Annotated in this window: 9 protein-coding genes; 6 read left to right on the top strand and 3 right to left on the bottom strand. The window is 60.0% G+C overall.

The window, feature by feature from the left end:
- Positions 1 to 11: 11 nt before the first annotated feature.
- A complete protein-coding gene (gene recF, locus CXQ80_RS23800) occupies positions 12 to 1,115 on the top strand; it encodes a DNA replication/repair protein RecF (RefSeq protein ID WP_101322781.1) in 1,104 nt (367 codons plus the stop codon).
- A 4-nt stretch (positions 1,116 to 1,119) separates the two neighbouring features.
- Complete coding sequence (gene gyrB / locus CXQ80_RS23795) at positions 1,120 to 3,540, top strand: DNA topoisomerase (ATP-hydrolyzing) subunit B (RefSeq protein WP_101322780.1); 2,421 nt, start codon at positions 1,120 to 1,122, stop codon at positions 3,538 to 3,540.
- Positions 3,541 to 3,652: 112 nt separating this feature from the next.
- On the opposite strand, the gene CXQ80_RS23790 is transcribed toward gyrB, so the two are convergent.
- A complete protein-coding gene (locus CXQ80_RS23790; RefSeq protein ID WP_101322779.1) occupies positions 3,653 to 4,708 on the bottom strand; it encodes a phosphorylcholine phosphatase in 1,056 nt (351 codons plus the stop codon).
- A 182-nt stretch (positions 4,709 to 4,890) separates the two neighbouring features.
- Positions 4,891 to 6,192: a sigma-54-dependent Fis family transcriptional regulator gene (locus tag CXQ80_RS23785; protein ID WP_101322778.1), complete on the bottom strand. Its 1,302-nt coding sequence runs from the start codon at positions 6,190 to 6,192 to the stop codon at positions 4,891 to 4,893.
- A gap of 245 nt (positions 6,193 to 6,437) precedes the next feature.
- Between CXQ80_RS23785 and CXQ80_RS23780 the strand changes: the two genes are divergently transcribed.
- From CXQ80_RS23780 to CXQ80_RS23770, 3 genes are read left to right on the top strand one after another with little or no spacing between them, the layout of a single operon-like run.
- Complete coding sequence (locus CXQ80_RS23780) at positions 6,438 to 7,322, top strand: MBL fold metallo-hydrolase (RefSeq protein WP_101322777.1); 885 nt, start codon at positions 6,438 to 6,440, stop codon at positions 7,320 to 7,322.
- A 47-nt stretch (positions 7,323 to 7,369) separates the two neighbouring features.
- Complete coding sequence (locus CXQ80_RS23775) at positions 7,370 to 8,650, top strand: FAD/NAD(P)-binding oxidoreductase (protein ID WP_101322776.1); 1,281 nt, start codon at positions 7,370 to 7,372, stop codon at positions 8,648 to 8,650.
- Positions 8,605 to 9,459, top strand: coding sequence for a sulfite exporter TauE/SafE family protein (locus CXQ80_RS23770; RefSeq protein ID WP_101322775.1), 855 nt, complete (start codon positions 8,605 to 8,607; stop codon positions 9,457 to 9,459). Before CXQ80_RS23775 ends, CXQ80_RS23770 begins: the two co-directional genes overlap by 46 nt.
- On the opposite strand, the gene CXQ80_RS23765 is transcribed toward CXQ80_RS23770, so the two are convergent.
- Entirely contained in the window at positions 9,448 to 10,335 is an 888-nt protein-coding gene (locus tag CXQ80_RS23765) for a LysR family transcriptional regulator (protein WP_101322774.1), read from the bottom strand. The genes CXQ80_RS23770 and CXQ80_RS23765 overlap by 12 nt on opposite strands.
- 166 nt (positions 10,336 to 10,501) lie before the next feature.
- Here CXQ80_RS23765 and CXQ80_RS23760 point away from each other — a divergent pair, with 166 nt between their 5' ends.
- A complete protein-coding gene (locus CXQ80_RS23760; protein WP_101322773.1) occupies positions 10,502 to 12,151 on the top strand; it encodes a GMC family oxidoreductase in 1,650 nt (549 codons plus the stop codon).
- Positions 12,152 to 12,245 lie beyond the last annotated feature (94 nt).

Here is a 12,245-nt window from a genome sequence, read left to right as displayed (position 1 = left end):
TAGCTGAGCGAATGTCCCTACGACGTATCATGGTCACTGCGGTGCGCAACCTGCACCCAGTGACCCTCACGCCCTCCCCCCGCATCAACATCCTTTACGGCGCCAACGGCAGCGGCAAGACCAGCGTGCTTGAAGCCGTGTACCTTCTGGGTCTGGCTCGATCATTTCGCAGCACCCGACTGACGCCGGTTATCCAGTACGAGCAGCCGACCTGTACCGTCTTTGGTGAAGTGCAACTGGCCGAAGGTGGCACCAGCAACCTGGGTGTATCACGCGAGCGCCAGGGCGACTTCACCATTCGCATCGATGGGCAGAACGCTCGCAGTGCTGCGCAGCTTGCCGAGCTACTGCCGCTGCAATTGATCAACCCGGACAGCTTTCGTCTGCTCGAGGGCGCTCCGAAAATACGTCGGCAGTTTCTCGACTGGGGAGTGTTCCACGTGGAACCACGTTTCCTCGGTGCTTGGCAGCGCTTGCAGAAGGCGCTGCGGCAGCGGAACTCATGGTTGCGGCATGGTACACTTGACGCTGCTTCGCAAGCCGCCTGGGATCGAGAATTGTGCCTGGCGAGCGCGGAGATAGATGAATACCGTCGCACCTACATCAAGGCCTTGAAGCCCGTCTTCGAGCGTACCCTGAGCGAACTGGTCGAGCTGGACGGATTGACCTTGAGCTACTATCGCGGCTGGGACAAGGACCGGGAACTTAACGAGGTCCTCGCCACTTCTCTTCAACGCGATCAGCAGATTGGCCATACCCAGGCCGGTCCGCAACGTGCAGATTTGCGCCTGCGTATTGGTGCAAACAACGCTGCGGATATCTTGTCCCGTGGGCAACAGAAACTTGTGGTGTGCGCATTGCGCATCGCCCAAGGTCATCTGGTTAGCCAGGCTCGCCGCGGTCTTTGTATCTATCTCGTAGATGACCTGCCGTCTGAGCTGGACGAGCAGCATCGCCGCGCACTGTGCCGCTTGCTTGAAGAATTACGCTGCCAGGTGTTCATCACCTGTGTAGATCACGAATTACTGAGGGAAGGCTGGCAGACGGAAACGCCAGTTGCTTTGTTCCACGTGGAACAGGGCCGTATCACCCAGACCCACGACCATCGGGAGTGAAGGCATGAGCGAAAATCAAACGTACGACTCGTCCAGCATTAAAGTGCTGAAAGGGCTTGATGCCGTACGCAAACGTCCCGGCATGTATATCGGCGACACCGATGATGGCAGCGGCCTGCACCACATGGTCTTCGAGGTGGTCGACAACTCGATCGACGAAGCCCTCGCCGGTCACTGCGATGACATCACCGTCATCATCCATCCGGACGAATCCATTAGCGTCCGAGACAACGGCCGTGGTATTCCGGTCGACGTCCATAAAGAAGAAGGCGTCTCAGCTGCTGAAGTCATCATGACTGTGCTGCACGCCGGCGGTAAGTTCGACGACAACTCGTACAAAGTATCCGGCGGTCTGCACGGTGTTGGCGTTTCGGTAGTGAACGCCCTTTCTGAGCAACTCATTCTGACCGTACGCCGTAGTGGCAAGGTCTGGGAACAGACTTACGTCCACGGCGTACCGCAAGCGCCTATGGCGGTTGTTGGCGAAAGCGACAGCACCGGTACCCATATCCACTTCAAGCCGTCTGCTGACACCTTCAAGAATATCCACTTCAGCTGGGACATTCTGGCCAAGCGTATTCGCGAGTTGTCGTTCCTGAACTCGGGTGTTGGCATTCTGTTGAAGGATGAGCGCAGTGGCAAAGAAGAGCTCTTCAAATATGAAGGCGGCCTGCGCGCATTTGTCGAGTATCTGAACACCAACAAGACGCCGGTCAACAGCCAGGTCTTCCACTTCAGCACCCAGCGTGAAGATGGCGTCGGTGTTGAAGTTGCCCTGCAGTGGAACGACAGCTTCAACGAAAACCTGTTGTGCTTCACCAACAACATTCCGCAGCGCGATGGTGGTACTCACCTGGTCGGCTTCCGTTCTTCGTTGACCCGCAGCCTGAATGCTTACATCGAGCAAGAAGGCCTGGCCAAGAAGAACAAGGTTGCAACCACGGGTGACGACGCCCGGGAAGGCCTGACCGCGATCATCTCGGTGAAGGTACCGGATCCGAAGTTCAGCTCGCAGACCAAAGACAAGCTGGTCTCGTCGGAGGTGAAAACCGCCGTCGAACAAGAGATGAACAAGTTCTTCTCTGACTTCCTGTTGGAAAACCCCAACGAAGCCAAGGCTGTGGTCGGCAAGATGATCGACGCTGCCCGTGCTCGTGAAGCTGCGCGTAAAGCGCGTGAGATGACTCGCCGTAAAGGTGCACTGGACATCGCTGGCCTGCCGGGGAAACTGGCTGACTGCCAGGAGAAGGACCCTGCCCTGTCTGAACTGTACCTGGTGGAGGGTGACTCCGCAGGTGGTTCGGCCAAGCAAGGCCGTAACCGTCGTACCCAGGCGATCCTGCCGTTGAAGGGTAAGATCCTCAACGTTGAGAAAGCCCGCTTCGACAAGATGATCTCGTCCCAGGAAGTCGGTACGCTGATCACCGCGCTGGGCTGTGGTATCGGCCGCGACGAGTACAACATCGCCAAGCTGCGTTACCACAACATCATCATCATGACCGATGCCGACGTCGACGGTTCGCACATCCGTACCCTGCTGCTGACCTTCTTCTTCCGTCAGCTGCCGGAGCTGGTCGAGCGCGGCTACATCTACATCGCTCAGCCACCGCTGTACAAGGTCAAGCGCGGCAAGCAGGAGCAGTACATCAAAGACGACGAGGCCATGGAAGAGTACATGACCCAGTCGGCTCTGGATGATGCCAGCCTGCACCTGGACGAATCGGCGCCAGCAGTTTCCGGCGTACAGCTGGAAAGTCTGGTCCAAGAATTCCGCAGTGTGATGAAGACCCTCAAGCGTCTGTCGCGCCTGTATCCGCAGGAGCTGACCGAGCACTTCATCTACATGGATGAAATCACCCTGGAGCAGTTGGGTGACCACGCTCACATGCAGGCTTGGTTGAAAACCTTCCAGGCTCGCCTGCACAGCAACCAGAAGTCGGGCCTGGCCTACAACGCCAGCCTGCGTGAAGACAAAGAGCGCAACGTTTGGCTGCCGGAAGTGGAAATCACCTCCCACGGCCTAGCAAGCTACATCACCTTCAACCGTGACTTCTTCGGCAGCAACGACTACCGCACTGTGGTTAACCTGGGTGGCAAGATCAGCACCCTGTTCGGTGAAGGCGCTTACGTGCAACGTGGCGAACGGCGCAAGGCAGTCAGCGAGTTCAAGGAAGCCCTCGACTGGCTGATGAACGAGACTGCCAAGCGTCACACCATCCAGCGCTACAAAGGTCTGGGCGAGATGAACCCGGATCAGCTCTGGGAGACCACTATGGACCCAGCGGTTCGCCGCATGCTCAAGGTCACCATCGAAGATGCGATCGCTGCTGATCAGATCTTCAATACCTTGATGGGCGACGCAGTGGAACCTCGTCGTGAGTTCATCGAGAACAACGCGCTGTCGGTGTCCAACCTGGACTTCTGATCTGCCGTAAATGACCGGTGCTGCTCAAGCCTGGGCCCGCCGATCAACAAAAAGCCCGCATTCGCGGGCTTTTTGTTTTTTCAGTATTTCACTGCTGTCAGCGGACTACCTCTTATTGAATGTCGTCCGGCTTCACGATCACCCAGTTCTTGTCAGCCGTCACCGGTAAGCCTTGCTTGGCCTGAGCAGTGGCGTTGGCTTTTATCATGCCGTCGAGTTGAGTCATGTATTTGTCCTTCCGGTTTATCCACAGGTGAATGCCACCTTTGCTGACATCAACCCCGTGGAACAGCATGTAGCCGTCACTGGTGGGTGTGTCGCCACCGGCCAGTACCGGTTTTTTCCACTGGTCGATGTAGGTCAGAATCGCCGCATGCTTGCCGGCCATCCAGGTAGCCGGCGTCCAGAGGTAAGGAGTCAACTCAAGACCGAGGTTGGCTTTCTCGTCGTACTTGCCTGCGCTGATCTGCTTGCGTGCTGTGGTCAGCGCACCGGTTGTGCGATCTTTCAGCAGCGTGGTCACACCGATTACATTTTCCGGTTTGACGTTGTAGCCATACTTGGGATCAGAGGCGACCATGCGTACCAGCTCCTCGGACGCAGCAGTGATCACATAGACCTCAATGCCGTTTTCCATGAGCTTGTTGTACAGCTCAGTCTGGCCAGTGAAGACTTTGGGCGGTTGGACTTCGGTAGTTTTTACCGTGTCGCCATCGTAGTAGGTGGCCGGCACTGGCTTCGTGGAAGCCATCAACTCATCTACGTAACCCTTCAGCTCTTGGAGGGTGAAGCCCGAAAACACCTGCGCTACCCATGGGTAGCAAACCATGTCATCCAGTTCACAGAGGCGGTAGTAGTAGCTGAACAGACTTTCTTTATGGTCAGCAGTGTCTTTGAAGGGGATGAGCTTGAGGGAAGGGTCCAGTGTATCGCGGGTAATCAGCCCTTTGTTTTCCATGAACGGCAGCAGCGCCTCCTCAAGGTCGAAGCGGTAGCTGGTGTTGTCCATGTCGAAAACCGCGTAGTTACCCTTGTTGGCATTCGCGGCGATCATGGCATCGAGTTGTTTGGCAGCAGGCTCTGGCCAGTGCTTGAGTTCAGTCGCGCACACCTGGCTGGCTAGGCCGAGACAGATCGCGGCAGCCAACACTTTTGGTACGAGCTTCATGACGGTACGCCCCCTTGCAATGAGAACTGAGACCGTAGCAAAGATAAATTACAGCGCTGACGCCTGCGCGACTGTGGGTGGTCTCTAGGCGTCGTCGGCGCGGCTGATCGCGACATAGTGTGCAAAATCCGACGTCCCTGCGCAGGCATGTTCCACGTGGAACAGCAGCGCATTCGACCCTCTCAAAGCCCAAGCTCACGTAGCCGGCGATACAGCGTGCGTTCACTGATGCCCAGTACCTGCGCCAGCTCGCTGCGCGGCCCTTGGAACTGCTCCACCAACTGCGCGAGGTCGGCTAGCGAATTACGCGAGTCTCGTATCGATACAGTCGAGCTGGCGGGGGCCAGGTCCTCAGGCAAATGCTCTGGGCGGATCAGCCCGTCATCGGCAAACAATCGCGCGCGTTCGAGGATATTGCGCAGCTCGCGGATATTGCCCGGGAAGGCATGCAAGCTCAGGCGCGCTTGCGCTTCAGGCGTCAGCGTAATGGTATGGGCGCCAGCCATGCGCTGTAACAAGCTCTGCGCCAGCATTGGCAGGTCTTCTACTCGTTCACGTAGCGCTGGCAAGCGAATCGGAAAACCGCTGATTCGGTAGTACAGGTCCTCGCGAAAGGTACCTGCTGCCACCATCTCTTTGAGCGGCTTGTGGGTAGCCGAAATCAAGCGAAAGTCTGAGTGCACGGTGCGCAAACTGCCCACCGGGCGGAAGCTGCCCGACTCGATCAGTCGCAACAACTTGACCTGCATGGTCAGCGGCACTTCACCGATTTCGTCGAGGAACAGCGTGCCGCCATGGGCCGCTTCGGCGAGACCGATCTTGCGCTGGGTCGCGCCAGTGAACGCGCCTTTCTCATAGCCGAACAGCTCACTCTCGAACAGGCTGTCATTGAGCCCGGTGCAGTCGACCACCACCAGCGGGCCGGTCGCGCGCGGGCTGCCCAGGTGCAGGGCACGGGCGAACAACTCCTTGCCCGTGCCGGATTCGCCTTGCAGCAACACCGGAATCTGCGCCGGCGCGGCGCGTTGCAAGCTGGCCAGCGCCGCCTGGAACGCCGGCGCGCGGCCAACCAGCCCTTGCTGTTTTGGCTGGGCGGCAGCCAGGGTCACGGTGTTAAGGCGCTCGACGAAAGCAATCACCCTGCCCTGCTCATCGAGGATTGGCCGCAACTCGACGTCGACATGCTCGGGCCCGCGTGGGGTGTGATGAATGTGCAGGACCCGCTCCGGCACTTTGCTGTCCCAGGCTTTGCGCATCGGGCAGTGCTCGCCGGCCTGATCACAGGGCACCGCGTAGTGATGAGAGACGCGATGACATTTCTCGCCCAGCGGTGCACTGTCATTGATGCCGAACTGACGCCGGTAGGCAGCATTGGCCGCAAGGATGTTGTAGTCGGTGTCGAGCACGATCGACGGGTGCACATCGTGCTCAAGGTAGGACACCAGGCCGAAGATGGCTGGATGAGAAGCGGAAAGCGCAGACATGACCAGAACCGGTTGCGGGTACCTGGCGAGCGTAGCAAGGACTGCCAGTGACTGCCATTGGCTGACAGTCGACTGCCAACCACTGGCAGTGCTGCCAGCGAATCGTAAGGAAGACACCGCTGCGATAGCTGTAGCACTGCGGACAGGTGGGCCATAACGCCTCATTGGAACCCTGGCATGCATCTTGATAAACCCTGGGTTACTGCCTAAGCCTAACAAGGCGCTGCAGATATCTGGAGAGTGTGATGATCATCGGCAACAACATCCATGTAGAGGGCCTGTTCGACGAGGCCACTTCGACCATCAGCTACCTGGTGATGGACCGCCAGACCCTCAAGTGCGCGCTGATCGACAGCGTGCTCGACTACGACCCCAAGTCGGGACGCACCAGCCACAGCTCGGCGGACAAGCTGATCGCTCGGGTCGAGGCGCTCGGCGCCAGTGTGCAATGGATTCTGGAAACTCATGTGCACGCCGATCACTTGTCGGCTGCTGCCTATCTGAAAGCCAAGCTTGGCGGCCAGGTTGCCATCGGTTCGCACATCACCCAGGTGCAGAAGACCTTCGCAGCACTGTTCAACGCCGAACCCGGTTTCGCCCGCGACGGCAGCCAGTTCGACGTGTTGCTGGAAGACGAATACGTGCTGATGATCGGCAATCTGCGGGCCCGTGCGCTACACACCCCAGGGCACACCCCGGCGTGCATGAGCTACGTGGTCGAGGATGCTGGCGAGAAGGCGGTGTTTGTCGGTGATACCTTGTTCATGCCTGACTACGGCACTGCCCGATGCGATTTTCCCGGTGCCGACGCACGCACGCTGTATCGCTCGATCCGGCGTTTGCTCGCCTTCCCCGACCACAGCCAACTGTTCATGTGCCATGACTACCTGCCCGAGGGTCGCGCCCTGCGTTTTGTCACCACCGTGGCCGAGCAGCGCGCCAGCAATATTCATATCCGTCAGGACATCAGCGAGGACGAGTTCGTCGCCATGCGCGAAGCGCGTGACGCCACCCTGGATATGCCGGTACTGATCCTGCCCGCCGTCCAGGTCAACATGCGCAGCGGGCAGTTGCCTGAACCGGAGAGCAACGGCGTGCGTTACCTGAAAATCCCGCTGAACCAGCTCTGAACGTCGCCGGCCTAGTCCCCATACCAAGATCGAAAAGGAATACCCGCATGCCTGCCTTGCCATCCACAGCCAATAGCACGCGCATCGACCATCACAAGGTGGTGATCGTCGGCGCTGGTGCTGCGGGGATTGCTACCGCCGCCAGTTTGTTCAAGCGTGATCCAACGCTCGATATTGCGTTGATCGACCCGGCTGAGGTGCACTACTACCAACCCGGCTGGACCCTGGTCGGCGCTGGTGTATTCAGCGCTGCCAGCACCGCGCGCAGCATGGTCAGCGCCATCCCCAAAGGCGTGCGATTTATAAAAGCGCGGGTGATTAGTTTTGATCCCGCAGCGCAAAGCGTGGTTGTGGAGGACGGCCGCATCATCAGTTACGAACAGCTGGTGGTCTGCCCCGGCCTGACTCTCGACTGGCAGGCAATCGAGGGCCTCACGGAAACCCTCGGGCGCAACGGTGTGACCTCCAACTACCGTTATGACCTGGCACCTTACACCTGGCAATTGGTCCAGAATCTGAAGCAAGGCCGCGCCCTCTTCACCCAACCCCCGATGCCCATCAAGTGTGCGGGCGCCCCACAGAAGGCGTTGTACCTTTCGTGTGATCACTGGCTGCGGCGTGAGCGCCTGGGTGCCATCAAGGCCAGCTTCTACAATTCGGGTCCGGTACTTTTTGGCGTTGCTGACTACGTGCCCGCATTGATGGCCTACATCGACAAGTACGCGGTGGATCTCAACTATTCACACCGCCTGGTGGCAGTAGATGGTCCGGGCAAGCGCGCGACGTTTATCCACAGCCTGGCCGATGGCAGCACGCAGACGCGAGTCGAGCCCTTCGACATGTTGCACGTGGTGCCGCCGCAAGTAGCGCCCGAGTTCATCCGCAGCAGCCCGCTGGCGGATGGCGCGGGCTGGCTGGATGTCGATCCGTTCACTCTGCGCCATCGGCAGTTCGCCAACGTGCACGGCCTGGGTGATGCGATCAATACCAGTAACGCCAAGACTGCCGCGGCTGCGCGCAAGCAGGCGCCGGTGGTGGCCAACAACGTGCTGGTAGCGCTCGGCCGGTCGCCCACCCTCGCGCACTATGACGGTTACGGTTCATGCCCGTTGACCGTGGAGCGCGGCAAGATCGTCCTGGCTGAATTCAAATACGGCGGTACGCTGGCACCCAGCTTTGCGCAGTGGTTGCTCGACGGCCGGCAGCCTACTCGGCTGGCCTGGCTACTCAAGGTGAAGCTGCTCCCTGCGCTGTATTGGCATGGGATGCTCAAAGGCCGTGAATGGCTGGCGCGGCCGCAACCTGCCGGCACCGAGAAGCAATCGTGATCGAAGTGCTGGGTGCAGCGCTGGGCGCGATCATCGGAGCGGTACTGGCGTTGACCGGTGCTGGCGGAGGCATTCTGGCAGTGCCGTTATTGGTATTCGGGCTGGGTTTGAATATGGTCGAGGCGGCGCCAGTTGGCCTTTTGGCAGTCGGCCTGGCGGCGTCAGTCGGTGCGCTGCTCGGGTTGCGCCAGGGCCTGGTGCGTTATCGCGCGGCGTTGTTCATTGCGTTGATCGGTATCTGCGCAACACCTTTCGGTTTGATGCTCGCTCATCGGTTGCCCAACGCACCGCTGGCGTTGGTGTTCGCCGCGGTGCTGATCCATGCCTGCCTGCGCATCTGGCGCAAGGCGGCGCGCGAGTTACGTGGTGAGCCGCCGTGTGGCGAGCGGCTGATCATGCCCTGTGTACTCAACCCTATGAAGGGGCGGCTGCGCTGGACCCTGCCCTGCGCCCGCGCCCTAGCCGTTACTGGTGGTGTAGCAGGTTTACTGTCGGGACTGTTGGGCGTCGGTGGCGGCTTCGTCATCATTCCGGCGCTCAGCCGTTATACCAACCTGGAGATGAAGAGCATTGTTGCCACCTCGTTGGCGGTGATTGCGCTGGTTGCCTGCGGCAGCGTAGTCAGCGCCAGCGTCGCCGGGGTGATGCACTGGCAGGTAGGTGCACCCTTCGCGGTAGGTGCGGTGATGGGCCTGCTACTGGCGCGCCCACTGGCCGGCAAATTGGCCGGGCCGCGCTTGCAGCAGGTGTTTGCCGTGGTCGGCATCGGCGCAGCGCTGCTGCTGGCGAGCAAGGGCCTACTCGGCTAGCAGTTCGGCCTGCTCTGCTGCACACAGCGCCAGCAGGTAATCCCAGACTACCCGCAGGCGCACTGACTTGTGCAACTCGCGCCGGGTGCAGATCCAGTAGCTGCGCTGGATGGTTTCGCTGGGCAGCACCCGGCGCAGCTGTGGATCGTGCCTGGCCATGTAGTTGGGCAGCACAGCGATGCCCAAGCCGGCGCGTGCGGCCTGCTGCTGAGCGATGACGCTGGTGCTGCGAAAGATCACATTCGGCGCACGGCAGAAACTGTTGAGAAACAGCAGCTCCTGGCTGAACAGCAGATCGTCGACGTAGCCAATCCAGCTGTGACGGGCCAGATCCTCACGACTGTTCAGCGCCGGTGAGCGTTCGAGGTACTCGGGGCTGGCGTAGAGCGCCAGCCGATAGTCAGTGAGCTTGCGAGTTATCAACAGGTCGGCATTGGGCCGTTCCAGATGAATGCTGATTTCTGCCTCGCGGTTGAGGATGCTGACGAAGCGCGGCACCGCCACCAGTTCGACTTCCAGGCCCGGATAGCGCTCGAACAAGGCGCGCATGCGTGGGGTGAAGAACATGATGCCGATGCCTTCGGTGACGCCCAGGCGGATCTTGCCCAGCGGCGTTATCGCCTGGGTGATCTCTTCCTGCGCCAACAGCGCGACGTTCTCCATCGCTTCGGCATGCTTGAGCAGTGCCTGGCCAGACGGCGTCAGCTCGTAACCCTGTGCATGTTGAACGAACAGCGCTGTGCCCAGGCTCTTTTCGATGCCCTCGATATGCCGCGCCACCGTGCTGTGGGTGGTGTTCAAGCGCTTGGCTGCAGTCAGCAGACGGCCGCTGCGCTGCAACTCGAGAAAGAACCTCAGATCATTCCAGTCGAACATGCTTATCCCTGTGCATAACTGTGAGCGGCTGTCAGGTTACTTAGGAAACGGCTGATATTGGCTGTGCTAAAACGCACAGCGGTTGAGCGAAAACTCGTGTTTCCTTAGCGAAATTACGCACTAAGATCAAAAGCGACAAGAATAATAATCAGGCCCGAGGTCGCACATGCCATCAGCCGATTCTGCCTACGACTATGTCGTTGTAGGCGCTGGCCCAGCCGGATGTTTGCTGGCCAACCGTTTGTCCGCCGATCCATCCTGCCGGGTGCTGCTGCTCGAAGCGGGTGGGCGCGATAACTATCCATGGATTCACATCCCGGTCGGTTACCTCTATTGCATCGGTAACCCGCGCACCGACTGGTGCTTCAAGACCGAGGCGCAAGCGGGCCTTGGCGGCCGCAGCCTAGGTTATCCGCGCGGCAAGGTGCTCGGCGGCTGCTCGTCGATCAACGGCATGATCTACATGCGCGGCCAGGCCAGCGACTATGATCGCTGGGCTGAACAAGGCAACGACGGCTGGGCCTGGAAAGACGTGCTGCCGCTGTTCAAGGCCAGCGAGAATCACTATGCCGGCAGCAGCGACAGCCACGGCGCCGACGGCGAATGGCGGGTCGAACAGCAGCGCTACAGCTGGCCGATCCTCGACGCCTTCCGCGATGCCGCCGAGCAGAGCGGGATTGGCAAGGTCGATGACTTCAATACCGGCGACAACCAAGGCTGTGGATACTTTCAGGTCAACCAGCGCAGCGGCGTACGCTGGAATGCGGCCAAAGCCTTTCTGCGGCCAATCCTCAAGCGGCCCAACCTGACTCTGCTCACTGGCGTCGAAGTTGACCAGGTGCTGCTCGACAATACCCGTGCTACGGCGGTCAAAGCTCGCTGGCAGGGTGAGTGGCACGAGTTTCAGGCGCGGCGGGAGATTATCCTCTGCGCAGGCTCGGTCGGTTCACCGGGTATCCTCCAACGTTCCGGCATCGGCCCGCGCAAGCTGCTTGAAGATCTCGGCATCGGCGTACGCCATGACATGCCTGGTGTGGGCGGCAACCTGCAGGACCATCTGCAGCTGCGCCTGATCTACCAGATCCGCAACACCCGTACCTTGAACCAGATGGCCAACAGCCTATGGGGCAAGATGGGCATGGGCCTGCGCTATCTATACGACCGCAGCGGCCCGCTGGCGATGGCGCCCAGCCAGCTCGGTGCATTCGTTCGCTCCAGCCCCGAGCAGGCCAGCGCCAACCTGCAGTATCACGTCCAGCCGCTGTCACTGGAGCGCTTCGGTGAGCCGCTGCATCGCTTCCCGGCGTTCACCGCGTCGGTGTGCAACCTGCGCCCCGCCAGCCGCGGGCGCATCGATATTCGCTCGGCCGATCTGCATGCCGAGCCTGTGATCAACCCTAACTATCTGAGCGACCCGCAAGACCTGCGGGTTGCCGCCGATGCCATTCGCATGACCCGGCGCATCGTCCAGGCCCCTGCCCTCGCCGCCTTCGACCCGGTCGAGTACCTGCCGGGCGCTGCGCTCAACACTGAAGAAGAGCTGTTTGAGGCTGCGAGCAAGATCGGCACCACCATCTTCCACCCGGTCGGCACCTGCCGCATGGGCAGCGGCGCGTTCGATGTGGTCGACCATCAACTGCGTGTGCACGGCATCCCGGGTCTGCGCGTAGCTGACGCCTCGATCATGCCGCAGATTGTTTCCGGCAATACCTGTTCACCGACACTGATGATCGCCGAGAAAGCGGCGCAACTGATTCTCAAAGGAGCTGCAACCCAAACCTACCTCAGCGACGCAAGCGCAATACCGACGCCCTGACCAGGTGCGTGCAACAAGCGGCGGCTGGTGATCAGGGCCTGCCGGCAGTGGAACAACAAGAATAATCACTGTGGCCTGCGGGCCGAGGACAGCA

Origin of the sequence: Pseudomonas sp. 02C 26, from assembly GCF_002843585.1 — a bacterium.
Classification (GTDB): Bacteria; Pseudomonadota; Gammaproteobacteria; order Pseudomonadales; family Pseudomonadaceae; genus Aquipseudomonas; species Aquipseudomonas shirazensis.
Note: the sequence above shows the minus strand (reverse complement) of the source record. Positions and strands in the feature narration are given on the sequence as shown.